At 68.8% G+C, this 26,302-nt stretch carries 20 protein-coding genes and 1 tRNA gene; 10 read left to right on the forward strand and 11 right to left on the reverse strand.

All coding sequences use genetic code 11. From position 1 onward, the window contains the following. Positions 1–54 precede the first annotated feature (54 nt). Entirely contained in the window at positions 55–1,080 is a 1,026-nt protein-coding gene (locus ABZX10_RS06710; RefSeq protein WP_355536181.1) for an MspA family porin, read from the reverse strand. Between the two features lie 388 nt (positions 1,081–1,468). On the opposite strand from ABZX10_RS06710, the gene ABZX10_RS06715 reads away from it, so the two are divergent. The 4 genes from ABZX10_RS06715 to ABZX10_RS06730 all read left to right on the forward strand — a co-directional run bounded on the left by ABZX10_RS06715 (position 1,469) and on the right by ABZX10_RS06730 (position 8,716). Then, on the forward strand, positions 1,469–2,563 hold the full coding sequence (locus ABZX10_RS06715; protein ID WP_355536184.1) for a hypothetical protein: 1,095 nt from the start codon (positions 1,469–1,471) through the stop codon (positions 2,561–2,563). 1,381 nt (positions 2,564–3,944) lie between these two features. Next, positions 3,945–6,038 carry an ATP-dependent DNA helicase UvrD2 gene (locus tag ABZX10_RS06720; protein WP_355536187.1) on the forward strand — a complete coding sequence of 698 codons (2,094 nt, stop codon included), beginning with the start codon at positions 3,945–3,947 and terminating at the stop codon, positions 6,036–6,038. A 956-nt stretch (positions 6,039–6,994) separates the two neighbouring features. Continuing rightward, positions 6,995–7,273 (forward strand): WhiB family transcriptional regulator, encoded by a 279-nt coding sequence (locus tag ABZX10_RS06725; RefSeq protein ID WP_068571886.1) that lies wholly within the window; start codon positions 6,995–6,997, stop codon positions 7,271–7,273. A 234-nt stretch (positions 7,274–7,507) separates the two neighbouring features. Next, positions 7,508–8,716 (forward strand): acyl-CoA dehydrogenase family protein, encoded by a 1,209-nt coding sequence (locus ABZX10_RS06730; protein WP_355536190.1) that lies wholly within the window; start codon positions 7,508–7,510, stop codon positions 8,714–8,716. Positions 8,717–8,725: 9 nt separating this feature from the next. Here ABZX10_RS06730 and ABZX10_RS06735 read toward each other — a convergent pair whose 3' ends face one another. From ABZX10_RS06735 to ABZX10_RS06750, 4 genes are all read right to left on the reverse strand, one after another. Continuing rightward, positions 8,726–9,082, reverse strand: a complete 357-nt coding sequence (locus ABZX10_RS06735) for a VOC family protein (RefSeq protein WP_355536193.1) — start codon at positions 9,080–9,082, stop codon at positions 8,726–8,728. Between the two features lie 46 nt (positions 9,083–9,128). Then, positions 9,129–10,445 carry an AarF/UbiB family protein gene (locus ABZX10_RS06740; RefSeq protein ID WP_355536196.1) on the reverse strand — a complete coding sequence of 439 codons (1,317 nt, stop codon included), beginning with the start codon at positions 10,443–10,445 and terminating at the stop codon, positions 9,129–9,131. A gap of 14 nt (positions 10,446–10,459) precedes the next feature. Further along, a complete protein-coding gene (locus tag ABZX10_RS06745) occupies positions 10,460–11,308 on the reverse strand; it encodes a hypothetical protein (protein WP_355536199.1) in 849 nt (282 codons plus the stop codon). Positions 11,309–11,410: 102 nt separating this feature from the next. Continuing rightward, on the reverse strand, positions 11,411–12,763 hold the full coding sequence (locus tag ABZX10_RS06750) for a zinc-dependent metalloprotease (protein WP_355536202.1): 1,353 nt from the start codon (positions 12,761–12,763) through the stop codon (positions 11,411–11,413). Between the two features lie 95 nt (positions 12,764–12,858). Here ABZX10_RS06750 and ABZX10_RS06755 point away from each other — a divergent pair, with 95 nt between their 5' ends. Beyond that, the gene (locus tag ABZX10_RS06755) at positions 12,859–13,902 is read left to right on the forward strand and encodes a S16 family serine protease (protein ID WP_355536205.1); all 1,044 of its coding nucleotides are present in this window, start codon (positions 12,859–12,861) and stop codon (positions 13,900–13,902) included. Between the two features lie 36 nt (positions 13,903–13,938). Here the strand turns inward: ABZX10_RS06755 and ABZX10_RS06760 are convergent, their stop codons facing one another. Beyond that, complete coding sequence (locus ABZX10_RS06760; protein WP_355536208.1) at positions 13,939–14,538, reverse strand: PPA1309 family protein; 600 nt, start codon at positions 14,536–14,538, stop codon at positions 13,939–13,941. 172 nt (positions 14,539–14,710) lie between these two features. Between ABZX10_RS06760 and ABZX10_RS06765 the strand changes: the two genes are divergently transcribed. The 3 genes from ABZX10_RS06765 (at position 14,711) to ABZX10_RS06775 (ending at position 19,222) form a co-directional block, all read left to right on the forward strand. Beyond that, the gene (locus ABZX10_RS06765; RefSeq protein ID WP_355536211.1) at positions 14,711–17,674 is read left to right on the forward strand and encodes a UPF0182 family protein; all 2,964 of its coding nucleotides are present in this window, start codon (positions 14,711–14,713) and stop codon (positions 17,672–17,674) included. Between the two features lie 111 nt (positions 17,675–17,785). Then, positions 17,786–17,859, forward strand: a tRNA-Met gene (locus tag ABZX10_RS06770). Between the two features lie 130 nt (positions 17,860–17,989). Further along, a complete protein-coding gene (locus ABZX10_RS06775; RefSeq protein WP_355536214.1) occupies positions 17,990–19,222 on the forward strand; it encodes an adenylate/guanylate cyclase domain-containing protein in 1,233 nt (410 codons plus the stop codon). Between the two features lie 18 nt (positions 19,223–19,240). Here ABZX10_RS06775 and ABZX10_RS06780 read toward each other — a convergent pair whose 3' ends face one another. Further along, positions 19,241–19,627: a DUF3060 domain-containing protein gene (locus tag ABZX10_RS06780; protein WP_355536217.1), complete on the reverse strand. Its 387-nt coding sequence runs from the start codon at positions 19,625–19,627 to the stop codon at positions 19,241–19,243. 210 nt (positions 19,628–19,837) lie between these two features. Here ABZX10_RS06780 and ABZX10_RS06785 point away from each other — a divergent pair, with 210 nt between their 5' ends. Continuing rightward, positions 19,838–20,791 (forward strand): sulfite exporter TauE/SafE family protein, encoded by a 954-nt coding sequence (locus tag ABZX10_RS06785; protein WP_355536220.1) that lies wholly within the window; start codon positions 19,838–19,840, stop codon positions 20,789–20,791. A gap of 86 nt (positions 20,792–20,877) precedes the next feature. Next, positions 20,878–21,039: a hypothetical protein gene (locus ABZX10_RS06790; RefSeq protein WP_355536223.1), complete on the forward strand. Its 162-nt coding sequence runs from the start codon at positions 20,878–20,880 to the stop codon at positions 21,037–21,039. 130 nt (positions 21,040–21,169) lie between these two features. Here ABZX10_RS06790 and ABZX10_RS06795 read toward each other — a convergent pair whose 3' ends face one another. From ABZX10_RS06795 to ABZX10_RS06810, 4 genes are all read right to left on the reverse strand, one after another. Then, complete coding sequence (locus tag ABZX10_RS06795) at positions 21,170–22,408, reverse strand: MFS transporter (RefSeq protein WP_355536226.1); 1,239 nt, start codon at positions 22,406–22,408, stop codon at positions 21,170–21,172. Positions 22,409–22,530: 122 nt separating this feature from the next. After that, on the reverse strand, positions 22,531–22,854 hold the full coding sequence (locus ABZX10_RS06800; protein ID WP_355536229.1) for a transglycosylase family protein: 324 nt from the start codon (positions 22,852–22,854) through the stop codon (positions 22,531–22,533). A gap of 797 nt (positions 22,855–23,651) precedes the next feature. After that, entirely contained in the window at positions 23,652–24,887 is a 1,236-nt protein-coding gene (locus tag ABZX10_RS06805; protein ID WP_355536232.1) for an acyl-CoA dehydrogenase family protein, read from the reverse strand. A 31-nt stretch (positions 24,888–24,918) separates the two neighbouring features. Beyond that, positions 24,919–26,286 (reverse strand): acyl-CoA dehydrogenase family protein, encoded by a 1,368-nt coding sequence (locus tag ABZX10_RS06810; protein WP_355536235.1) that lies wholly within the window; start codon positions 26,284–26,286, stop codon positions 24,919–24,921. Between the last annotated feature and the right edge of the window lie 16 nt (positions 26,287–26,302).

Below are 26,302 nucleotides of genomic sequence, written 5' to 3' on the forward strand. Positions count from 1 at the left end.
GAGGCTGTTCTTCCCGCGGTTCGCAGCGCGTGACGAACTCCTGGAGGTCGTCGGTCAGCGTCCTGTCGGGGTCGGCTTCGCGGCTGCAGGCTTCGTCGGTGCCGGAGGTGCGACGACGGCTGCGGTTTCGGGCTTGGCAGCGGGCTGCCCGGGGACCGGTGCAGGATGCTGATCCTCGGTGACCTTGACCGTCGGGGGCTTGCGGGCGGGGCCGGGGTTGTCGCGTTCGATGAAGATCGGCTTGCTGTAGGTCGTCGTGGTCGAGTCGCCGAGTTGGGTGGAGATGCTGGCGGTGGCGTACATGCGGACCTGGACGCCGCCCATCGCTCCGTCGACGGCGGCACGGGTTTCGCGGGTCGTGACGTAGCCGCTCGTGCCCTCAAGGGACTTCTTAGCGATCGGAAAGTCCTTAGAAGTACCGGGCGCGAGTGTGCCGCTGAGCGTGCCGCTGGTGGTGACGGTGTCGCCGAGTGTTGCGCTGATGCTGGGGGTGATGGATGCGGTGACCGAGCCGCCGCCGTTGCCGCCGTTGGAGCCACCGGATCCTTGGCCGGTACCGGAGAGGGTGCCGGAGACACTGGGGGTGACGGATCCGTTGACGGCGTTGCTGAGGGTGCCGGAGATCTGCATGTTCTGCGGATTCACCGGCGAAGCGAGGGTGAGTCCGACCGAGATCGTCGCGGCTTTGACCTTGACCTTGGGTGGGTGTTTCGGGTCGACGGGGTCGATCGTGGCCTTGCCGGAGATGCTGACGAAGCTCTCGTAGCTGTTGAGGCCGCGGCCGAGGGGGATCACGCTGCGCAGGTCCATGGCGTAGATGTAGGCGCGGATGATCCAGCCGTCGGGGGTGACGACGGCGCGGGTGGTGTCGGCGAGCAGGCCGGTCTTGGTCTGCCCGAACTGCTTCGGGACATCCGGAGCGGGCAGCGGAGCCGCGGCGACGACACCGCCGGCGAGCACGACGCCTGCTGCGACGATCCCGGCGCCGGCACGGCGCAGCCCCTTGCGCGTGGTGCGGTCGCGGTGCTTCTGCTCGAGGAACCCCCGCCGTTGGCGGGGTCCGGTCGGTCGTCTGGTCATGCGGAGTTCCTCCAGGGCTACGAGAGCACCCCATCATGGGGCACGTGTGACTGATGTGGCTGGTGTGACGATCGTGAGCATTGCATGAGAGTTCACGATCCGCAAGGTATCGACCGAACCGCTCAGGGGTCGCTGGGGTGCCTGGAGGTCTGTGTGGTGGCGGCCCGGACGGGCGTGTGGTTCGTACGAGCGAACCAGTTTTGCGAGGTCAATAGGTCGAAGTGTCCAGCTGAAACGCTGTTATTCAAGATAGGCTAGTGCAGATACAGTGGATGCGTTACGATCCAAATAGATCGTTAGAGGCGGGCACGACTGGCACGGCACGGAGGAGCGCGTTGTGAGGATTAAGCATAGACTGTCGTCAATAGCACCCCTACGTTGGGTATACGTGCTGTTCGCGATTGCAGCCGCGTTCGTGCTGGTCGTGGCGGGTGCGGTGGCCGGGACTGGCGTGCTGCCGGCCGCGTCGGCGCTGCCCTGTCCGGATGGGAGCCAGACCTGCGGGCCGACGCCTACCACGGATCCTGGGCCAACGCAGGGTAACCAGGTGCCGACAACGGCGCCGCAGGCTCCGCAGACGACCATTCCGCCGAACATCGACACCGGAGCCCCGTCGGCGCCCACTCAAGGCAACGGGACCTTCCAGGGCACCGTGCAGTCGGCACCCACCGCTGACAATCCGAACGGGTGCATCGTTAATTGCAATCCCACGCAGCCACCGACGCCGAATTCAACTTCTGGCCAGGATCCAACAACTGCGGCGGCACCATCGGGATCCGAGACCAGTCCACAGTCACGCGAAGTTGTCTATCGAAAGTGCATCCAAGCCGCGATGGAGACCGGTCGACTGTCGGCCGCAGTTATCAGCGCAGGGGCTGGTCGGGATCCTGTGGGTCTCCACGGAATCTGCGAAGACTGCATCGCTAAGACCGCGGATAAAAAGCTCGCCGACATCGACGAGTCGACTGGTTTGAAAGATTGCAGACGGACAGGTATGAGTCCAATGGGACCGCCTGCGGTCGATGCGAGTCCCGCAAGAGTCATCAAATCCTACGGCCCGTCGGGACCGAATCCGCGAACTATTGGTGTCACCGACCAAGAGACGAGCATCCCTGGTCAGCTCAAGGTTGATGGCGGCCTGAACTTGGGTCCGTTCAAGGGCGGAGTATCGTATGACCTGCCGGCGAAAACTTTCGGGAAACTAACGCCGATTTCCATCACAGTCTCGCAAGGCGAAGGCAAGGGTCAGGCGCCCGAAGGAAGCATCTTGCAGGCGGTCCCGTATTATGCCGATTACATCATCAGTATTGAGTGCCGAACCTGGATTGGGAAGAATGGTCAGAAGTGGAGTCCGATTGCGGTAGACCAAGGTCAGGGTTCTTGGGGCCCCTATGTGAGCGTTCCGCCAATCCATATTGGAGCACCCGTTGGCTATGCCTTCATCGCAATCGATCCGATTAGTGGCAAGTATGTTATCCTGTAGTCGGGCTTCAAGGTCATTGCGGCGAGTTGCGGGTAGCGTGGTTGCTCTAAACATCATACTCGTCGGGTGCAGTTCTGGAGATGCTGGCGGAGGAGCCGAATCTAGTTCGACGCACGCCGCAATTCCTTCGTCACTGCAATCACTCATTCCGCCTGCGAGCGAGATTCAGTCTGCGATCGCAAGAACGCGATTTGTCAAGAGCAGCGAGGCGGTTGGGCTGTCAGTGCGCAAGGCTCGCGAACTTCTCGGTCTCGGCGGTAGTGATGCCGGCAAGGCCTCGATCGGGATTTCTGCGGAGCCAACCCTATTCGCATTGCCGGAAAAGCAGGATCCAGCCATCGACTTATTCGATGATACTACCCTTGTCGTGACTGCCGCAATTGTGACGTGCGGGAATACGCAAAGTCCAGGCAAGGTATTCTTTGGTGTTGCGTCTGAAGAATACCTCAAGACAAATCCAAAGCTCCGGGCGAACGTTGCCGAACATTCGGACGCATATTCGCTACAGCTATACGACGTTGCCAGAATTGATCCGAAGTCAAGGTGCTATGGTGTCTTATTTTATGAATAGGCGAGTGGGCGGCGTTTGGGGACTTGCCGGGGCTCGGTTCGTCGGTGCATTTACGCTAGCTGCAGTTGGCATCGTTAGCTGCTCGGGGAATGTCGACTCAAGGGAAGATGCTAGTCGGTCCCCGCGTCCGACGCCTGAGTCCGGCAAAGCGAGCGTACCGATCGACAAGGAGTCGATTGAGGCGCTGCCTGCGTGGACAACCTTGAGTGCCATTGTCGGACTCGATGCCGCATCTGCAAGCGCGGCTCCTAAAGCGGGTAGTTGCGGGGATCTAGTTCGGAAGAATGGCGGTGATACTTTCGGGTTCTCTGTTGCTTCCTGTGGCGTCAAAAATGCCTATCGCGTCACGCAAGTTGTCGAATCGCCGCGTCAATGTCCTGCTGATTCGGACCAATTGGCGTACAGAGGTGAAGCGTCGACCGGCACTTTCTATGTTCTGTGTTTGGATATTGACTGGCGTGTTGGTAAATGTATAGATAATTCTGGCGAAGTGGCTGTTGTTGCTCATTGCGGGGACGCCGGAACTGAGGCGTTTATGCCAACTCGAGTGCTATACAACCGGCTTGGAGTGACGCCGGAAGCATGCGGCGGTGCGGGATCGAAATGGATCGAACATGCGGTGCGAAAATTTTCGGTGTGTCTGCGATGAAAGTAGACTAAGCTGCCGCCAGGCGGCGGGGGCCGGGGTGCTCGGAGGGCTTCACTGTCGGCGAGCGGCGCACCGTCGCTCCCGCGTGACAGCACCCGCATGACCGGGCCCGGGCACCGTCGACCCCGGACCTGTCAGCCCGGACTGGAATACTCGACTCTGTGATCGAAGCACTGGACCCGGAGCAGCAGGAGGCGGTTCTCGCACCGCGCGGACCGGTGTGCGTGCTGGCGGGCGCGGGCACGGGCAAGACCCGCACCATCACCCACCGCATCGCGCACCAGGTGTCCACAGGGCACGTCGCCGCGGGCCAGGTCCTGGCCGTCACGTTCACCTCGCGCGCGGCGGGGGAGATGCGGGCGCGGCTGCGCGGGCTCGGGATCGGCGGGGGAGACGGGCAGCCCGGCGTGCAGGCCGTCACCTTCCACGCCGCCGCGATGCGGCAGCTGCGCTACTTCTGGCCGCGGGCGATCGGCGACACCCGCTGGGAGCTGCTCGACAACAAGTTCCCCGTGATCGGCCGCGCCGCCCGGGATTGCGACCTGCGCCCGGAGACGGACACGATCCGCGACTTGCTCAGCGAGATCGACTGGGCCAAGGCCTCACTCGTCACCCCGGAGACCTACGCCGTGGCGGTCGAGGCGGCGGGACGCACCGCCCCGATGGCGCCGGGCACCGTCGCCGATGTGTACGCGGCGTACGAGAGGCGCAAGACCGATCAGGACGGCAACCGCCTGCTCGACTTCGACGACCTGATCCTGGTCACGGCCGCGATCCTCGAGGACAACCACATGATCGCGGAGGAGTTCCGCGATCGGTACCGCAGCTTCGTCGTCGACGAGTACCAGGACGTCACGCCGCTGCAGCAGCAACTCCTCAACGCCTGGCTGGGCGAGCGCGACGACCTCACGGTGGTCGGCGACGCGAACCAGACCATCTACTCCTTCACCGGAGCCACCCCGAACTACCTGCTGGACTTCACCCGCCGCTTCGAGGACGCGACGATCGTCCGGCTGCAGCGCGACTACCGCTCCACGCCGCAGGTCGTGGCGCTGGCCAACAAGGTGATCGGTGCGGCGCAGGGCCGCGTCGCGGGCACGCGTCTCGAGCTCATCGGGCAGCGTCCCGAGGGGCCCGCACCGATCTACGCCGAGGTCGACGACGAGCCGGCCGAGGCCAAGCTCGTCGCCAAGCGGATCCGCGAGCTGCTGGCCAGGGGTGTCCCGGCCAGCGAGATCGCGATTCTCTACCGGATCAACGCGCAATCGGCCGCGCACGAAGCCGCGCTCACCGAGGCGGGCATCCCGTACCAGGTGCGCGGTGGCAGCGCCTTCTTCGAGCGTCCCGAGATCGGCCAGGCCGTGCGCGCGCTGATGGATCGCGCCGGCCAGTTCGGCGGCGTCGCGGGGGAGGAGCTGCTCTCCCTGGTGCGGGGCGCGCTCGAGCCCCTGGGCCTCACGGAAACGCAGCCCGACGGTGCCCGTGCCCTCGAACGGTGGCAGGCCCTCGACGCGCTGGTCGACCTCACGAAGAACCTGTCCACGGAGCGTCCGGGTCTGACCCTGGCCGAGCTGATCGGCGAGCTTCGGGCCCGCGCCGAGGCCAAGCACCCGCCCACCATGCAGGGCGTCACGCTCTCGTCGCTGCACGCCGCGAAGGGCCTGGAGTGGGACGCGGTGTTCCTCGTCGGGCTCACCGAGGGCTCGGTGCCGATCTCGCAGGCCATCGCGAAGGGCGATCCGGAGCCGATCGAGGAGGAGCGGCGCCTCCTGTACGTGGGCGTCACCCGTGCGCGGGAGCACCTGCACTTGTCGTGGGCGCTGGCCCGCAACGAGGGCGGCCGCAAGACGCGCAAGCGCACCCGCTTCCTCGACGTCGTGGCCGGCCAGGCCGATGCGGGCAGGCCCCGCGCGATGGAGAGCGGACCGTCGAAGGGCAAGCGCCGCAGCTCCGACATCTGCCGTGTGTGCGGCGGCATCCTCGACACGCGAGAGGAGAAGCTGCGATCGCGCTGCGAGGACTGCCCGTCCGACCTCAACGACGCCCTGGTCGAGGCACTGAAGATCTGGCGCACCGGGCAGGCGCGCGACCAGCAGATCCCGCCCTACACGATCTTCTCCAACGCGACGCTGTTCGCGATCGCGGAGCACGAACCTCGCACGCGGGCTCAGCTGGTGCGCATCAACGGCATCGGCTCGACGAAGATCGACAAGTACGGCGACCAGGTGCTCGCCATCGTCGCCGAGCACGCCTGACCGGCGGCGAGCGGGTCGTCCGTCTCATACGGAGTGGGGGGATTCGGCTCCTAGCGTGGGAGACGGCGCCGCGCGGGGGACGACCGAAGGCGCATGGCGTTTCGTTGGGGAGCCGGCTTCTAGCGTGGGGGAGTCGGCGTGCACTGGGGGACGCGGCGCCGCGCGGGGGACGGTCGAGCGCGTGCCAGGAGCACGGCTTCTGACGGGGGATCGACCGCGGGAGTCGCCTTTCGGTGCGGCGCGGGGGACGAACGGCGGCGACGACACCCGGCGCTCTCCGTCCGAGCCTGCGGGCACGGCTGCGTGCCCGCACCGTCGGAGGTTCGTGGAACCGCAGGTCAAGAATTCCCTCGGGGCCTCCGCACCCGAGTACTTCCGAGATCGCATAACCGCAGGTCAAAAATAACTTGTGCGAATAGTTTCGCCCGCATACTGTGGATCTCGACCGCACGGGATGACGCGCGAGGTACGCCCTCGCCCGACGGAACGTGATTGACCAGCACGCGAAAGGAGGCATACGAAATGAACAACGCAATGATCTACGCAGCCAAGCAGTTCACCGCAGCAGAGGGTGGAGTGTTCGCAGCAGTAGCGGTTCGTGACGGTGTCTCCCCCGGCCTGCACGGCATGTCGCCCAGCCTATGGCGCCACCGTACGCAGACGCCGATTCGCGACGTCGATCACGAACCGCTCACGCGCCCCGTGTGTTCCGTGCAACGAGGTTAGGTCTCACGACCCACCTCGTCACACTCACCACGGGACCCGCAGCCGCGCGGAACCCGTGGATTCACGGTCTCTCGTCCACCCCGCACCGTCGGGGATCGAGGACCGCCACACGGTTCGCGCACCCACCCGGAAGAAACATCCCGTGCGCCTACCCGGCGCCGCTACCGAGGCCACCTGAACCGCAGGTGGAAAGGTGATCAGAAGTGCCGACCATCCTGGACGAACGCCCCGTGGAGGGGAACGTCCGCAGCATCGATTCCGTCAGTATCAGCATCGAGAGCCGCGTGCCCTGTCGCGCCGGCGATCCCGACCTGTGGTTCGCCGAGGCCCCGTCGGACCTCGAACGGGCCAAGACCCTGTGCGAGACCTGCCCCCTGCAGCGCGCCTGCCTGGCCGCCGCGCTCGACCGCGCCGAGCCCTGGGGCGTGTGGGGCGGGCAGATCTTCGACCAGGGCGTCGTGATCGCCCGCAAGCGCCCGCGCGGCCGGCCGCGGAAGAATGCGGCCTGAGCGCAGTGAGCCCCGATCCGAGAGGATCGGGGCTCACTCGTTTCCGGGGAGCTTTCCGGGGCGGTGTCCGGGCCCGATGTTCCCGTGCACTCCCACGGCGCCGCCGCGTTGTCCCCGGTGACATTGCTGCGGCAACGCTCGTGACGCACGCTGGATGAGTCAGAGAAAGTGGTCGGAGTCACAGGGGGCAGGCGCCCCGGCCGGCCGCGACAGGCTTGCGGGAGAGGAAGACTCATGAGCGATCGATTGACTGCGGATCTCGCGGAGGGCATCGCCCGCGCCCGTGACACCGACTACCTGAACATGAACGCCCTCCTCACGGAGGGGGAGCGGGCGCTGCTCGCGAAGGTGCGGGTGTTCGGCGACCGCGAGCTGCTGCCCATCGTGAACGACTACTGGGAGCGGGGTGAGTTCCCGCACGAGATCCTCCCGAAGCTGGCGGCGCTCAACATCGTCGGTGACACGATGTCCGGCTACGGCACCACGCCGATGTCGGCGGTCGGTCAGGGCCTCGTCTCGTACGAACTGGGCCGCCTCGACGGCAGCATCGGCACGTTCCTGGGCGTGCACGTGGGCCTGGCGATGCAGTCGATCTACCAGCTCGGCTCGGAGGAGCAGAAGCAGCGGTGGCTGCCGCCCATGGCCGCGCTCGAGAAGGTCGGCGCGTTCGCCCTCTCCGAACCCGACCACGGCTCCGATTCGGTGGCGCTCGAGTCCACCGCCACCCGCGACGGCGACACGTGGATCCTCAACGGCCGCAAGCGCTGGCCGGGTAATGCGACGTGGTGCGACGTGATCGTCGTCTTCGCGCGCGACACCGCGGACGGCACGGTGAAGGGGTTCGTCGTCGAGAAGGACGATCCGGGCTACAGCGCCACCAAGATCGACGGCAAGGTGTCGCTGCGGATGGTGCAGAACGCCGACATCGTGCTCGACGAGGTCCGCGTCCCCGATGATCGCAGGCTGGTGCACTGCAACGGCTTCCCCGACGTGGCGAAGGTGCTCATGGGTACCCGCAACATGGTCGCGTGGTCGTCGGCGGGGCACGCGGTCGCGGCGTACGAGATCGCGCTGACCTACGCGCAGCGGCGCATCCAGTTCGGGCAGCCGATCGCGCAGCGCCAGCTCATCCAGTCGCAGCTCGTGCAGATGCTCGCCGATGTCACGGCCATGCAGCTCTACTGCATCCGCCTCGGCCGGCTCCTCGACGAGGGCGAGGTCACCGACACCATGGCGGCGCTCGCGAAGTACTACTGCAGCGTCAAGGCCCGCGACGTGTGCCGCCAGGCCCGCGACATCCTGGGCGGCAACGGCATCACGCTGGAGTTCCACGTCATGCGCCATCTGTGCGACATGGAGGCACTCGTCACCTACGAGGGCACCGCCGAGATCCAGTCGTTGATCGTGGGCCGCGAGGTCACCGGCAGCGGCGCGTTCGTCTGAGGCGCGGGCTCACGCCGGTGCGGCCTGCGACAGGCACACCAGGTGCCCGTCGGGGTCGCGCACGACGGCCATCCGCTCGCCCCACGGCCGCTCCTCGGGCGGGTCCACAAGGGCTCCGCCGCGCGCGGTCCACGCGTCGACGGTGCCGTCCAGGTCCGGCACGAGGAAGCCGAGGGCGACCGCGGTGTCGCTGGGCAGGGCCGCGCGTTCGTGGAGCATGACCTCCACGCCGTCGCCGGTGGTCAGCCACGCCAGTTCGTCGGCGGCGCGCGCGAGGCGCAGCCCGAGCAGGCCCTCGTAGAAGGTGAGCGCCGGCTTCAGCGCGGAGACGGAGACGACGAGGCGGGAGATCGACGCTGCGGCCATGATCCGACGCTACGCCCTCGACGTGCTCACGCTTCCGCGCGGACGATCACTCGTCGCCGTCGAGCAGCGGGATCCAATGCTCGACGATCGACCGGTACGGCGCCTCCGCCTCCATCTGCGAGCAGATGCCGACCATCCCGAGCAGCACTCGGAAGAGCATCACGTACTCGGCGGGGAGCGACAGCTTACGGCCGGTCTGGAACTGCTCGCCGCGCACGTCGGTGGCGGTGTAGGCCGCCTTCATCAGCCATTTGCGGGTGAAGTGGAAGCTCTCCGACCGCAGCGGGTCGACGTACGGGGCGAGGTAGCTGCGGATGTCCTCCGGCGTGATCTCCAGGCGGGGAGGGATGAAGCCCTGGCTGCGCAGCAGCGGGAACAGGGCTTCGTAGTCCTCGTCGCGGGCGAGCCGCAGGATCTTCCCGACGGCGGGCGGGATGCCGCCCGGGTACTCGGCCACGGCGCCGAAGTCGAGCGCGATGAGCTTCCCGTCGGGGGCGATCATGAAGTTGCCCGGGTGCGGGTCGCCGTGCAGGAGGCCCGTGCGCGCGGGCGCGGACACCTCGAACTCGGTGAGCTTGGACGCGGCGTCGTTCCGCTCCTCCTGCGTACCACCGCTGATCACCTCGCGCAGCGGGCGCCCGCTCACCCATTCGCTGATGATCACGGTGGGTGCGCTCGCGAACACCTTGGGCACCTTGACGTTCGGGTCACCGTCGAAGGCCTTCGCGAACTTGCGCTGGTTGGTGGCCTCGTACCGGTAGTCCAGCTCCGCCTCGGTGCGGTCGGTGAGCTCCTGCACCAGCGACTTCACGTCGGCGCCGGGCGTCAGCGGCTTCAGCACGGAGCTGAGCCGCCCGAGGGCCTTGAGGTCGGCGCGCAGGGCCTCGTCCGCGCCCGGGTACTGCACCTTGACGGCCACCTCCCGGCCGTCCGCCCACACACCGTGGTGCACCTGCCCGATCGACGCGGACGCCGCGGCGTCGTCGTCGAAGGAGCTGAACCGGTCGCGCCAGCCCGTGCCGAGCTGCTGGTCGAGGACCTTGTGCACGGTGGCGGCGGGCATCGGCGGCGCCTCGTTCTGCAGCTTCGCGAGCGCGTCCCGGTACGGCGCGGCGTACTCGGGCGGGACGGCCGCTTCCATCACGCTCATCGCCTGGCCGAGCTTCATGGCGCCGCCCTTGAGCTGGCCCAGTACCTCGAACAACTGCTCCGCGGCCCTGGCCTGCAGTTCGGCGTTGACCTCGTCCTTGTCCGCGCCCGCGAGCCGCTTGCCCCAGCCCACCGCGGTGCGGCCGGCCATGCCCAGCGGCAGGCCCGCCAGCTTCGCGGTGCGCTTCGCGCCACCGCGGGTGATCTCGGACATCGGGCCCCCTGGAGTCAACCGGCAGCCTCGGCGGCGGAGGGAGTGGAGACCCCGCATCCGCACCCGGGGTGCATGAACCATCGTCGGACGGCGATAGCGCTGCCCTCGATCTCCAAAGTACAGCCGAGGACGTCCGGCGGTGGAGCGCAGTCCCATCGTCCGGCGGCCACCGCGTCCACCTGCTGGGCGGCGACGGCGGCCGTCATCCGCAGTACCTGCGCCGACGCGCGCCCCGACCTGCCGAAGAGCTGGCAGGCCAGCGTGGGCCAGCCGGGATCGGCATCGGAGCGGCTGCGGTCCAGGCAGCGCAGGCAGGGCCCCGCGCCGGGTAGGACCAGCGGGCCGATCACCCCGGCACCGTCGCGCAGCACGACCGGAAGATGCGGCACCCGCTCCCGCATGAGACGCGCCACCAGCGCCGGGTCGGGGGAGAGGTGGTCCGTGAGCAGCACCAGATCGATCTCGCGGCCCGTGGGCGACCATCCGCGCGCCGTGCCCGCGCTCACCCGGACCGCGTCCAGCGCGGCGAGCTCACCGAGAACCGCGTCGGCGACCGGCCCGCGGCCCTGCAGGTGGACACGGAGCGGCGAGCGCGGCGGTTCGGTCTCCAGCAGACCGTGATCGCGCAGCGCGTCGAGCAACTCGGCGACATCGGCCGGGGTCATGCCGAGGTCCGCGGCGCGGCGCTCCAGCTCGCGCCCGCTGCGGAAGGTCTGCAGCCAGCGCAGCAGGTCGGCGGTCGCGTCCGGCGCGAGCCACGGCGGCGGCTGCAGGACGGGCGCGCCGGTCGCGCCGGCGCCCAGCTGGACGAGCGTGGGCGGACGCACCACGACGGTGAGGAACGGGCTCAGACGGTGCCGCATGCGCTCAGTCGATCACGCCGCGGCGAGTGCGGACCGCCTCAGGAGCCGGTTATCCACAGGGCGAAAACAGCGTTGACCAGCGACGAAGCACCGCCGCGAGGATCAGTTCTCGTCGGTGCCCGAGTCCTTGCGCATCTCCCGCTCGATGGCCGCGATCGGATCGTCCAGATCGGACAGGTCCGTGCCGGTCGCGTCGCCGAGGAAGCGGTCGATGAAGCCCGCGGGATTGTCGAGGTCGGAGGCGTCGGGGATGAGGTCCGGGTGGGCCCACACGCCGTCGCGCTGCTCCATCGAGGTGGCGGTCAGCAGGCGCTCCCACAGGTCGGCGGCCTCGCGGACCTTGCGCGGGCGCAGCTCGAGGCCGACCAGCGTGGCGAAGGTCTGCTCGGCCGGGCCGCCCGACGCGCGCCGGCGGCGCATGGTCTCGCGCAGCGCCGCCGCACTGGGCAGCCGCTCCGAGATCGCCGCGTGCACCACCGTCTCCACCCAGCCCTCGATCAGGGCGAGCAGCGTCTCGAGCCGCTCGAGCGCGGCCTTCTGCTCGGGCGTGGCCTTGGGCTGCAGGGCGGCGCCCTGCGCGGCCATCAGCTCCTCCAGCTTGGCCGGGTCGCCGAGAGCCGACGGGTCCAGTCCCTGGGCGAGCTCCTCGATGCCGGACATGTCGATCGTGATGCCGCGCGCGTACTGCTCGACGGTGTCCAGCAGCCGCGATCGCAGCCACGGCACGTGCGAGAACAGTCGCTGGTGCGCGGCCTCGCGGGCGGCGAGGAAGACGAGGATCTCCTGGTCCTTCTGCTCGAGGTCCTTGCTGAAGGCTTCGACGGCCGCGGGCAGCAGCGCCGCCGTGTCGTCCGGGCCCAGTGGGATCCCGATGTCGGTGCTGGTGAGCACCTCCTTGGACAGGGAGCCGAGCGCCTGGCCGAGCTGGGTCCCGAAGGACATCGACCCGAGCTGGGTGAACATGCCCATCATCGGCGCCGCCATCTCGCGCGCCTCCTCCGGCATGTTCTGCAGCCACGACCCGGAGATCTTCTCCGCGACCGGGTTCACCAGCCGCTTCCAGGTGGGCAGCGTCTTCTCCTGCCAGTCCACGGGCGTCCACGCGGCGATCTTCTGCGGGCCCGCCGGGAGCACGGTGGCACCGTCGAGCCACAGCTGCGCGAGGTGCGTCGACTCCTCGACCGCCGTGCGCTGGCCCTCGGTAACGGGCTCGTGCTTGCCGAGGGTCTGCCGGGCGACCTGCCCCGCGATCGTGTAGTTGACCGGGTCGGCCGAAGCTCCGCCGGGCGCCGACATGCCCGTGCCCATGCCGGAGATCATCTGGCCGAGCTGGCTGAGCATGTCGCCCAGCTGGGACATGTCGAAGGGCTGGCCGCCGGACGGCTCGCCGCCGCGGCGCCCGCGGTCGTCACCGTCGTCGTTGGACGCGGAGAATCCGAAGGGCATGTCGTTCATGCCTCCACGGTACTGCCCAGGCGGGGGCGGGGTCGCCGCGTCCGTCACGCTCTGGGCGAACAGCCGTGCGTCGGGCGACGACTACGCTGTGGCCCGTGACGGAACGCAGGATCACGACCGTACTCGCCGCGCTGCTGCCCCTGGTGGTGCTGGTGCTGCTCGGGATGTTCGTGACGGTGCCCTACGTGGCCGTCGGCCCGGGCGACACGGCCGATACCCTGACCACGTACACCGAGAAGGGCAAGGACGGCAAGCCGCAGGCCCGCAGGGTCATCACGATCGAGGGTCTGCCGGTGCATCAGCCGTCCGGTCAGCTGCGGTTCACGACCATCTCGGTGACCGACGGCCTCAATCTCTACGGGGCCCTCGCGAAGTGGATCTCCGGCGATCAGATCGCGCCCCGCGATGCCTACTACCAGCCGGGCGCCACGCGCGAGCAGATCGAGGAGGGCAACCGCGAGCAGTTCACCGGTTCCGAGTCGGCGGCCACGATCGCTGCGCTGCACTACCTCAAGATCCCCACGGCGATCGGCATCGTCGGGCTGAGCACGGGCGGACCGTCGGAGGGCAAGCTGCGCGAGGGCGACGTCCTGGAGTCCGTCGACGGTGCGCCCGTCACCGCTGCGGACCAGGTGGCCAAGGCCATCGCGGGTAAGAAGCAGGGCGACACCGTGACCGTGGCCGTGCGCCGCGCCGACGGGACCACGCAGGTCCCCGTCGAGCTGCGGGACTCGGACGGGAAGCCGCGGTTGGGCATCTCCGTCGGGCAGGTGCCCGCCGATCCGAAGATCCGCGTCGGGTTCGGGGTGCAGCAGGTCGGCGGTCCCTCGGCGGGCCTCTTGCTCACACTCGGGATCATCGACCTCGTCGAGCCCGGCGACCTCACGGGCGGCAGGAACGTCGCGGGGACCGGCGAGATCACCGCGGACGGCGAGGTCGGGCCGATCGGCGGCATCGCGCACAAGCTCCAGGGCGCCAAGCGCGACGGCGCCTCCGTGTTCCTGGTGCCCGCGCGCAACTGCTCCGAGGCCAAGAACGACCCGCCGAAGGGGCTGCAGCTGGTGAAGGTCGAGAATCTCGACGGTGCTGTCAAGGCGCTCGCCGACGTCCGCGAGGGGCGCCCCGCACCGTCGTGCTGACGGGCGCCGGCCCGGCGTGCCCGACGGTGCCGCGTCCTACTCCTCGTCGAAAGTGGCGAGTAGGCCCTGGACGAGTCCCGGCGCGAGCTGATCCGCGCGGAGCAACTCGGCATCGGCGAAGGGATCGTCCGCGTCCTCGGGCTGCAGGGACAGCAGAGTGATGCGGTGGCCGTCGCGCAGGACGGCCGCCACCATCCGCGCGACCTTGCGCTCCGGGTGGTTCTCCGCAGCCTCGCGGCCGGCCCGGTCCGCGGCATCGACGTCGGCGAGGTGCGGCTCGAGGGCGCCGTCGAGGTCGGCCTCCGCGTTCGGCGGGAGCACGATGATCTCCTGCACGAGCGCGCAGCCGACGATCTCGTCGGGCCACGTGGTGGTCGCGAGGACGTGGTTCAGCTCGGTGCTGCCGCCCCGCGGATCGCCGGGGAGGGGCTCCTGCTCGATCACGGTGAGCGTGGCACCGTCGTCGAGGATGTCGGCCCAGTCCGGCTGACTGGTGGCCAGCAGCGAGGTGGGGACGAGACCGAACAGCTGGGGCGGCTGGCCCCAGCCCTGGGGCTCCACGAATTCGATCGCCTCGCGGGCGGCGCGGCCCAGGGCCGCCTCGTCGAAGACCTGCTCGGGCTCGTCGTAGCTCACGGGCCCATGATCGCATCCCCTCGGGGGGCTCCGCCCCCGAGCACCCCCCGAACTCCTGTCCCTCGGGGCTCCGCCGCCGAGTCCCCCGGTACCCACGCTTCCGCGCCTCGTCGCTGCGCACGTCGGTGAGCACGGGCGAGTCCTATCTCGGGCAATCCGTACAGTGGTCGTCGTGACGACACCTCGTGCCGGGGGCATCCCCTCGCTGTCCCGCCGGGCAAAGATCCTCATCGCAGTCGCCGTGGGCCTCCTGGCTCTGCTCCTCGTCGGGCCGCGCGTGGTGGACGTGTACACCGCGTTCCTGTGGTTCGGCTCGCTGGGACACGCGGGGGTGCTGCGCACCGTCCTGCTCTCGCGGCTCGGACTGTTCGTGGTGACGGGCCTGATCCTGGCCCTGTTCACGTTCGCCGGGATGTGGCTGGCGTACCGGGTGCGGCCGGCGTTCCTGCCCTCGCCCACCGACGATCCGGTGGTTCGCTACCGTGCCGTCGTCACGAGCAGGCTGAAGACCTTCGCGATCGTTCCGGCGGTGCTCATCGGCCTGATCGCGGGTATCTTCGGGCAGGCGTCGTGGCAGCAGGTGCTTCTCTTCCTCAACCGGCAGTCCTTCGGCAGCACCGACGCCGAGTTCGGCATGGACATCGGCTTCTACGCGTTCACGCTGCCCTTCGTCGAATTCGTGCTGGGCTTCCTGTTCGCGGGCCTGATCCTGATGTTCTTGGCGAACCTCGTCTCGCACTACGTGTTCGGCGGGATCCGGCTCGCCGGCCGCGACGGCTCGCTCTCGCGCGGCGCTCGGATCCAGCTCGCCGCGATCGCGGGGGTGTTCCTGGTCGCCAAGGCCGTCGCCTACTGGTTCGACCGGTACGCGCTCGTGTACTCGAACCGCTCGCCGATGTTCACCGGCGCCAGCTACACCGATATCCACGCGATGCTCCCGGCGAAGGCGATCCTCACGGGCATCGCGATCATCTGCGCCGCGGCGTTCTTCTTCGGCATCGTCCTGCGCGACCTGCGGGTGCCCGCGATCGCGACGGTTCTCATGCTGTTCTCGTCCCTGGTCGTCGGCGTCGGGTGGCCCACCGCGATCCAGACCTTCTCCGTGGGCCCCAACGCGGAGAAGGAGCTGCCCTACATCGCACGGAACATCGCGGCCACCCGGGATGCGTACGGCCTGGCGAACGCGAAGTACGAGACCGCCGATGCGAAGGTCACCCCCGAGTCGCTGCAGACCCTCACGGCCAAAGACGCGCCGTCGTTGCAGAACGTGCGTCTCCTCGACCCGAACGTGGTCTCGCCGGCGTTCTCCAACTTCGGCAAGCTCAAGGATTACTACAAGCTCACCGACAAGCTGTCCGTGGACCGCTACGACGTGGGCGGCAGCCTCACCAATGTTCTGCTCGCGCCGATCGAGCTCAATCCCGACAAGACACCGACCGACTGGACGTCGCGACACATGGTCTACACGCACGGCAACGGGCTGATCACCGCGCCCGCCGGCCAGGTCGATCAGGTCGTCAGCGAGAGCGGCCGCGACGCGGTCGCGAACGCCGGCGGACAGCCCGTGTTCACTCGGAACGGGATCGCGGGTAAGGCCACCGTGTCGCAGCCGCGCATCTACTTCGGCGAGATCATCGGTTCGGATCCGGACTTCTACTCCGTGGTCGGCAGTACGGGCGACGCGCGCGAGCTGGACAGCGATTCCGAGCGTTCGCGGTACGAGGGCTCGGGCGGCGTGCGGATCGGCAACTGGTTCACCCGCCTGGCCTACGCCATCAAGTTCACCGAGCGGAACATCCTGCTCAACGGCAACATCGGGCCGGACTCGAAGATCATCTATCAGCGCGATCCGCGCGACCGCGTCAAGCAGCTCGCGCCCTTCCTCACCGTCGACACCAAGACCTACCCGGTGGTCGACTCGCGCACCGGCCGCATCCTGTGGATGGTGGACGGGTACACCACCCTGCCCAAGTACCCGTACGCGCAGCAGACCTCGCTGTCGGACGCCACCGGCAGCCGCCAGCAGGTCGCGCCGGGCCAGCAGACGCAGCGGCGCCAGGTCGACGAGAAGGTGGGCTACATCCGCAACTCGGTCAAGGCCACCGTCGACGCGTACGACGGCACCGTGCACCTGTACCAGGTCGACGACAAGGACCCGGTGCTCAACGCGTGGAAGAGCGTCTTCCCCGGGGTGATCGAGCCGAAGAGCGCGGTGCCGACCGAGGTGGCCCAGCAGTTCCGGTACCCCCAGGACCTGTTCGAGGTCCAGCGGTTCCTGCTGCAGAAGTACCACACGACCGACGCGAACACCTTCCGCCAGCAGAACGACCTGTGGCAGATCGCCGCGGCGCCGAAGGAGACGCCCGACAAGGACGACCTGCAGTCGCCCTACTACTCGGTGGCCGCGGCGCCGGGCGGCGGGGCGGCACGGTTCCAGTTGTCGTCGATCCTGCAGCAGAAGGACCAGGCGTACATGGCGGCCCACGTCTCCGTGGCGTCGGACGGCGAGGATGCCGGCCGGCTCGTGGTGCGCGACGTCCGCGGGCTGCCCGGCAAGCAGACGCCCGGTCCGGTGTGGGCGGTCGACCTCATCAAGGGCTCGCCCCCGTACACCGCCGACAACGCCAACATCCAGGCGCTCAGCCCCAAGTTCGGCAACCTGCAGGCGATCAGTCTCGCCAACGGCGGCCTGACCTACGTCTGGCCGATGTACGCCCAGGCGCAGGGCGGGAACACGGCGCCGAAGCTGATCAAGGTGCTCAGCCTGAACCCGGTCACGGGCGGCGCGGGCTATCGGACGACGGTCGCGGCGTCGCTGTCCGACGCCGGCTACCGGGGCGTCGATGCGGCGCTCGCCACCGCCGCGACGGGCGTCTCGGGGCCGACGCAGGGACAGACGGTGCCCACGCCCACGCAACCCGGCGGCGGCGCCCAGCCGCCCGCCACGGCGACGACGCCCGGCGGCGACACCCCGGAGGTCCAGGCCGCGGTGAAGGCCGTCGGCGACGCCTGGGGCGCGGTGCTGTCCGCGCAGCGTTCCGGCGATCAGGTCGCCGTGGGCACGGCGATGAAGCAACTCGGTGACGCCATCACCAAGCTGCAGGACGCCGAGTCGAAGGCGCGGGGCGGCAAGTGATCTGCGCTCCCTGGCCGGGTTCGACGGTGCCGCCCGGCCGGGGAGATGCACGTCACGTTCAACCGATTTGCATATCGTGACAGCCTTCCAGTAACGTTGTGTTCACACCGACGCGGGGTGGAGCAGCTCGGTAGCTCGCTGGGCTCATAACCCAGAGGTCGCAGGTTCAAATCCTGTCCCCGCTACAAAGGTCGAAGGCCCCCGGAGAAATCCGGGGGCCTTTCGCATTCCGCGGTGTGCCCGCTCATCCTCACCCCCGACCGCGGGGTGAGCCGATCGGCATCGTCGGGCGGGGAACCTGCGTACGCTCGGCGTGTGCCGACCAGCGCTGACTTCCGGGCATGGTGCGCCGCGAGCGGGTACGCCGAGGGAACGATCTCGGAGGCCGATCGACGCGGTCTGCGGCTGCTCTCGCTCGCCGCGTACGCGTCGGCCGTCGTGAGCCTGGCCTTCGCCGTGACCGGCCTGGGGTTCGGTGGGCCACGCGGGATCGTTGTGATCAATCTCGTGTTCGCCGGAGCGTTCGTGGCGGTGCCGGCGTTGCGCCGGTTCGGTGTGCTCGCGGTGGCGGCCGGGTTCCTGGTCGTCGCGGCGACCACGTTGTGGACCATGTGCTCGTTGCTCGGCCAGGGAGTGGGGCTGCTGTTCTACTACCTGGTGATGGCGACCGCCGTGCCGATGATCGTCGGGGTTCGCAGGATCCTCCTGACGGTGGCCGTGGTCGTGGCCTGCGTGGCAGCGGTGATCTACCTGCACTTCACCGTGCCCGATGACACCGGCGTGCTCCCCGGCTGGTTCGCCACCGTGGCGTTCGTCATCAACGCGAGCGCCGCGGCCCTCCTCGCGGTGTCGATCGTCGGCGCCGGGTTGGTGCAGATCCAGCGCGCGGAGGCGGCACTCGAGGAGCAGTACCAGCGCTCGGAGGCGCTCCTCGACAACATTCTTCCGCGCAGCGTCGCCGAGCGACTCAAGCAGCCGGGCCACCCCGAGATCGCCGACGCCTACGCCGATGCGTCGGTCCTGTTCGCTGACATCGCGGGCTTCACGACGATGTCCAGTCACACCGCGCCGGCGGACGTCGTGCGGTACCTCGACCGGCTGTACACGGCCCTGGACGCACTGGTCGAGCTGCACGGGCTGGAGAAGATCAAGACCACTGGCGATTCCTACATGGTGGTCAGCGGCGTCCCGCAGCCGCGGGGCGAGCACCTCACAGCGCTCGCCCGATTCGCGCTGGCGATGCGGGCCACCGCGGCAGCGGTCCTCGACGCCGACGGTCGCGCCACGCCCCTGCGCGTCGGGCTGGCGGACGGTCCCGTCGTGGCCGGTGTCATCGGGTCGAAGAAGTTCTTCTTCGATGTCTGGGGCGACGCGGTCAACGTGGCCTCCCGGATGGAGTCGACGGGCGTCGTGGGCCGCATCCAGGTGACGGAATCCGTCCACGCGCGGCTCGCCGAAACCTTCGCGTTCGAAGAACGTGGCGTCATCGCGGTCAAGGGCAAGCCCGACCAGCCGACGTGGTTCCTCCTCGGCGAGCGGCCCGGCTGACCGGCAGCGCCGAGGGCCTCAGCAGCGGTACGAGTTGTCCGCGCCGATCGACTTCACGGTGGGCTTGTGAGCGCCGGTGCAGGTGATCGTGTTGTCGTGACCGCTCACCTCGACGGACGAGGCCGATCCCAGCGTGATCGAGTTGTCGCTGCCGATCAGCTTCAGGCTCGTCACGTCGCGGAAGGTGAGGGTGTTGTCGTGGCCGCTGACCTCGACCCGCGTGCAGTTCGACGTGAACACGATCGAGTTGTCCGAGCCGATGAGCCTCACATCGTCGTTGCACGCCAGGGTGCGTACCTGGTCGTGTCCGTTGAGCTCGATCGCGGCGGAGGCCATCGGGGCGGCGGTGACGGTGGCGGCGGCGAGCGCAGTGGTGGCGAGGGCGATTCGGGTCAGGGCGCGCATGTTCGGTCGACTTTCTGCAACGGTGTAAAGGAACGAATCGGACGATATCAGGCACAGCCGGCCGCGGATTCGTGTTCAGGTCCCGTTCACCGCCCGGTCGCCATTGTGATCATCGTGAGCGGGACCGTTCCGCAGAATGCCCGGCGGAGGCAGACTGATCCGTCATACCCGGACGAGTAAGCCCGTCCGCCAGGCCCCAGGAGAGTCCGCATGCCCACCCTCGTCATCGTCGCCTTCGTCGGGCTGCTCGGTCAGCTCGTCGACGGGAGTCTCGGCATGGCCTTCGGTGTCACCGCGACGACCTTCCTCGTCGCTCTCACGACGCTCTCGCCCGCCGCGATCAGCGCGACGATCCACCTCGCCGAGATCGGCACCAGCGCGGTGTCCGGCGCCTCGCACTGGCGGTTCGGCAACGTCGACTGGAAGGTGGTGCGGCGCATCGGTGTTCCGGGCGCGATCGGTGCGTTCGTCGGGGCGACGGTGCTGTCCAACCTGTCGACGGAGATCGCCAAGCCGCTGATGGCCGTGATCCTGCTCGTGCTCGGCCTGTACGTGCTGCTGCGCTTCACCTTCCGCGGCATCGACACCAAGAACCTCGGCAAGCCCCTCAGGTCGCGGTTCCTCGCGCCGCTGGGCCTGTTCGGCGGCTTCGTCGACGCCACCGGGGGCGGCGGATGGGGCCCCGTCGGGACACCGGCGCTGCTGGCATCGGGCCGGATGGAGCCCCGCAAGGTGGTCGGCACGATCGACACCAGCGAGTTCCTCGTCGCGCTCGCAGCCTCGCTCGGATTCCTCGCCAACCTCGGTGGCGAGGGCGTGAACTTCGGCTATGCGGGCGCGATCCTGCTGGGCGGCGTGATCGCAGCTCCGATCGCGGCGTGGCTGGTGCGGCACTTCCCGCCGCGGCTGCTCGGCGCCTCAGTGGGCGGTCTCATCGTGCTCACCAATGCCCGGACCCTGGTGGGCAAGAGCGCACTGGCCCTGGACCCCGGCGTGCAGCGTGCGGTGTACATCGTCATCGTGGCGGGTTGGATCGCGGCCTTCGCGTACTCCTTCGTCCAGTACCGGCGCGACTCCGTGCTCGAGTCCGCTGATTCCATCGGCGAGCTCGCCGCTCGGAATGCGAGTGCCGGCGACGATGCGAAGGCGACCGTGCCGGCCTGATCGTCGATCTTCGTGTGGCGGACCGTTTCCGCTCAGCGGGAACAATCCGCCACACGTGCGTCCCGACATGTCCGTACGGTGGGCGCATGGACGTGTGGGTCGCCGACCCGGCCCGCGACGCACCGCACGTGGCCGCGCTGCGGACGGCGTGGACGGCCACGCCGGGCGAGGAGTCGACGGCGTGGGGCTACGTCGGGCACGTGTTCGTGTTCCGATGGCGCGCCGGGAGGGGTTCGGCCACGCGCTGATCGAGGCGGTGCAGGACGAGGCGCGGCGCCGCGGCTACCGCCGCCTCGTGCTCGCTCCGAGCGAGATGGGGGAGGGACCGTTCCGCCGCACCGGTTTCCGCGCGGCGCACGAGCTCCGCGGCGCACGAGCTCATGGTGTGGGAACCCGGCGCCGCGACCAGGTCGTGAGGGATCGCGGCCCGGCGCCCCGATCCAGGGCCCGCACGAACATCCAGCAGCCGACGCCGGACAGGACCATCGCGATCCCGAAGGTCGGCGCGTAACCCAGGAGATCGCCCGACGCGCCGCCCGCGAATCCCGCGGCTCCCTGCGCGGCCACCACGGCGCACGCGAGCAGGGTGTAGTCGGCGCCCGCGTGCTCCCGCTCGCTGGCGTCCATCATCAGAGTGAACAGCGCGACCGTCGCGGCGCCGCCGAAGACGTGCTCGGTGAGGTTCGCCGCCACCACCATCGGGAAGCCGCCCACGCCGAGCGCCGCCGCGACGTACAGCCCGATCGTGACGGTCTGCGCGAGACCGCCGGCGAGCAACGCGGTGCGGCGTCCGTAGCGGAACGCCCACCACGCCCCGAGTGCCGAGCCCACCAGTGCGCCCGTCGAGCTCAGCGCGCCGCCGACCAGTGCGATCTCCTTGAGGTCGAGACCCGCGTCGTGCAGGAAGGGCCCCGCGATCGCGGAGACCATCGCGTTGCCGAACTTGTAGGCGGCGAGGAGGGCGATCAGGGCGATCACCCCGGGACGCCGCAGCCGGTGCCACCACGCGGTACCCAGGCCCGCTGCGGCCGGTGGCCCGACGGTGGGCGGCGCACCGTCGGGCGGCACGTCCCGTGCCAGGAACACGACGGGGACCGTGCACAGGAGGATGAGCCCGCCCAGGGTGAGCAGGAGGACGCGCCAGCCGCCGTCCGCGTAGATCCAGAGCAGCCCGCCGCCGCCGGCGATCATGCCGAGGCGGTACGCGCCGGTCTGGATGCCGTTGCCGAGGCCACGTTCGCGGGGGCCGAGCAGGCGCACCGTGAGGCCGTCGGTCGCGATGTCCTGCGTCGCGGAGAGCAGGTTGATCGCCGCGATCGCGACGTACAGCCAGCGCAGGGATCCGGCGAGATCGGTGGCGGCGAGGGCGAAGGCGACGCCGGCGGAGCCGAGCTGGGTCGTGAGCAGCCACTGCCGTCGGGTCCCGATCCGGTCGACGGCCGGTGCCCAGAGGAACTTGATGCCCCAGGGCAGGTAGAGGAAGGACGTGAGGCTGATCGCGGTCAGCGACAGGCCGGCGTCCCGGAGTAGGACGGGGATCGCCTGCGTGAAGAAGCCGAAGGGCAGGCCCTGGGCGAAGTACAGGCCCGTCAGGAGGACGAGTACGCGCACCGACACCCCGTGATTCTCGCAGACTGCGCGGCGTGCGGCGGCGGTGGCCGGACCCGCGAACGCCTGTGGCGGTCGATCCACGAGGGATCGACCGCCACAGGCGTTCGTAGCAAAGCGGGGGTGCGACCTCAGCCGCGGCCGCCGCAGCTCGGCCATGCGCCGATGCCCTGCGAGGCGAGAACGTTCTCGGCCACGCGGATCTGCTCGGCACGCGACGCGTTGTGCGGGCTGCCGCTGCCGCCGTTGGCGTTCCAGGTGGACTGGCTGAACTGCAGCCCGCCGTAGTAGCCGTTGCCGGTGTTGGTGCTCCAGTTGCCACCCGACTCGCAGGCGGCGATGGCGTCCCAGTTGACGCTGCTGGCGTTCGCAGCACCGGTGCCGAAGGCAACGGGAGCGGCGACGATCGCGCCGGTGACGGCCATCATGCCCAGGGTCTTACGGATGTTCTTCAAGGGGTTCCTTTCGCCGTTGCGCATGCCAGGACACGGCCCGATTGGGGCGGAGGTGTCGGGGAAGGACATGGACCGTGCCTTCTCTGTCGGGCACGGCAGTGGGCTGAGGAAGATCTCTCAACCGGCTTCGGCGACGTGGTGCGTCACTCTGGAAGCCGTCCGGCGCCCGAGGAAGAGTCTCTCGTTTCGGCGGCGGGCCCACACATACGCGGTGGTTCGCGGATTCAGTTTTGTTCCCGGTGACCGGGTCGAGATGAACACTAGGGCGCTATCGGGCCGGTGTCATCCCCGCTTCGGGACGGTCGCGGTTTGATAACGCTTCGGTCACGACAGGCTGTGAGGAAGGTAAGTCCAGGTCATGCCGGAAAACGCTAGCAATAGCTTGCATGGGCAATGACCTGCGGAAAGTGACGGTTATCACAGTCTAAATGTGGTGTCGGTCACGCAGTTCTCAGGTCACGGAATCGTGAACAAGCCGGTTGTCAGGCACGCTGCGCGCCTCCTTCAGTACGTCCGCAGCGGCGACGCGGGCCCTCCCGAGCCGCACCGCCGCCGCGCTGTTGCACCCTCTCGAGTGCGTCCTGCGACGTCGTCCCCATCACGTCCTCGATCGGACGCACCGGCTCGGCGATCGGTTCCGCTGCTCATCGGCCGTCTCACAGACGTGCGCTTGCGCGCGGCAGAGCAGGCGCTCTCAGGCGCTCTCGCGCGCGGACGCGGCCCTCTGGGGCAGGGATAGGCGAACGGGGCGCCGCCGCGGCAGTGCCGCGACGACGCCCCGTCGAACCTCCCCTGGTCTACTTGAGCTGCGAGCTCGTGAGATCCAGGTGACGACGCGCGATGATCAGCTGCTGGATCTGCTGCGTTCCCTCGAAGATGTCCAGGATCTTCGAGTCGCGGGCCCACTTCTCGAGTAGCGTCCGCTCCGAGTAGCCCAGAGCGCCGGCCAGTTCCACCGCCTTCAGCGTCACGTCCGAGCCGACGCGGCCGGCCTTGGCCTTCGCCATCGAGGCGTTCATCGAGTTCGGCAGCTTGTTGTCCGCCATCCAGCCGGACTTCAGGGTGAGCTGGTACGCGGCCTCCCAGTCGGACTCGAGCCGGATGAACTCGGCGGCCGCGTGCGGCAGCGTGTTCACGGGGGCGTCGTAGTCGATGACGATCCCCGCGTCCTCCAGGACGGTGCGCAGCTCCTCGAGTGAGGCCCGCGCGCAGCCGATGGCCATGGCGGCCACCAGCGGGCGGGTGTTGTCGAAGGTCTGCATGACCCCGGCGAAGCCCTTCTCCACGTTCACTTCCGGGCTGCCCAGGATGTTCTCGAACGGGACACGGCAGTCCTCGAAGCGGATCTCCGCGGTATCGGAGGCACGGATGCCGAGCTTGTGCTCGAGGCGGGCGACGGTGACGCCCGGGTGCTCGCGCGGCACGACGAAGGACTTGATCGCGGCGCGGCCGGCGCTGCGGTCCACGCTCGCCCACACCACGATGTGGTCGGCGCGCGAGCCGGACGTCACGAAGATCTTGGTGCCGTTGATGACCCACTCGTCGCCGTCGCGCACGGCGGTGGCGGTGACCGCCGCCGAGTCCGAACCGAAGGAGGGCTCGGTGATGGCCATCGACGCCCAGACCTTGCCGAACCGCTCGAGCTGCTCGTCGGTCGCCACCGCCGCGATGGCGGCGTTACCGAGCCCCTGGTACGGGAACGCGAGCATCAGACCCGTATCGCCCCAGCACATCTCGATCGCGTTGATGATGGACTCCATGGTGCCGCCGTTGCGGCTGCCGGCGGTCACGTCGACCGGCTTGGGCTTGTCCTCGCCCTCGCCCTTCTTGCGATCGCCCGAGGCGGCCGACGGTGCCTGGCCCGCGTCGGCGAGCCCGTCGTAGAGCGCCGCGATGGTGTCGAGCTCCTTGGGGTACTCGTGCTCGGCGAGGTCGTACTTGCGCGAGATGGGGCGGAAGATCTCGGCCGCGCCCTGGTGCGACATCTCGGCCGACGCCTTGAGCTTGCGGGGAAGTTCCAGATTGATTGCCATGATGGTTCTTTCAGTCTCGGGAGATGTCGGTCTAGAGGACGACGACGCCCTCGGCAATGCCCACGGCGCGCAGATCGCGGTACCACCGCTCCACCGGGTGCTCCTTGGTGAAGCCGTGTCCGCCGAGCAGCTGAACGCCGTCGAGCCCGATCCGCATGCCCTTGTCGGTGGCGAACTTCCGCGCCAGCGCGGCCTCGCGGGCGAAGGACAGGCCCTGCTCGGCGCGCGCGGCGCCGCGCCACACCAGCAGCTCGAGGCCCTCGATCTCGGTCGCCATGTCGGCGACGGCGAAGGCCACGGCCTGACGGTGCGCGATCGGCTCGCCGAAGGCCTCTCGCTCCTTGACGTACGGGGTCACGTAGTCGAGGACGGCGCGCGAGGTGCCCAGTGCCAGTGCGGACCAGCCGAGCCGGGCCAGTCGCACCACGTCGGTGTAGTTCTGCGCGGCGGTATCGAGATCGACCTCGCCGAGTAGTGCGGTCGACGGCACCTTGACGTTGTTGAGGTTCAGCCGGCCCAGCGACGCGGCGCGCAGGCCCATGCTCGGGTCGCCCTCGACGATGACCCCGTCGGAGCCGGACTCCACGATGAAGAGCGCGGGCTTACCGTCGAGCTCCGCGCCGACGACGAACAGCTCGGCCGTACCGGCCTGCGGGACCATCGACTTCACGCCGCTCAGAACGTATCCGCCCGAGGTGCGGGTGGCCTTGGTGCCCAGCGCGAACGGGTTGAACAGTGCTCCCGGCTCGGCGATGACCACCGAGGACTGCGGCACGGACTCGCCCGCGTACTCCCTGAGATAGGTCTGCTGTTGGCCGTCCGAGCCGAACTGCGCGAGCGCAACGGCCACGCCGCTCGGGGCGAGGATCGGCAGTGCCAGGCCCATGTCGCCGTGCGCGAGGGCTTCCGCCACCAGGGCGTTGGTCACCACACCGCGCTCGGAGCCGGCACCGTCGAGCTCCTCCGGCACGTTGATCATCGTGATGCCGAGCTCGGTCGCGCGCTCGAGGAGCGACTCGGGGGCCTCGGTGGCGGCGTCGGCGTCGAAGGCCGCGGGCCGGATGATCTCCGCGGCGAAGTCCCTCACCGTGTCGGCGATCATCTGCTGCTCGTCGTCCGGCGTCAGGTCGTAGTTCGACCGGGTGCTCGAGGACAGGCGCTTGGGCTTGCCGGTGCCGGTGACCACCTTGAAGGTGCGGTTCGCGGCGCCCAGCGCCTTGAACCCGGTCTTCGTGCCCTCGTAGGCGACGCGGTTCACGAGGCCCTGGAGGCCGCGGTTCTGCACGAAGGGCGTCTGGACCACGGCCATCAGGGCGCGGATCAGCTGCCCGGTGGGGTTCCGCCGGATCGGGTTCTTCCCGATGGCGCTGGTGTCCCGGGGGTCGGTTGACGTGCTCATCTCCACCATCTCGTCT

It is taken from the genome of Tsukamurella sp. NPDC003166 (assembly GCF_040611135.1).
GTDB lineage: Bacteria > Actinomycetota > Actinomycetes > Mycobacteriales > Mycobacteriaceae > Tsukamurella.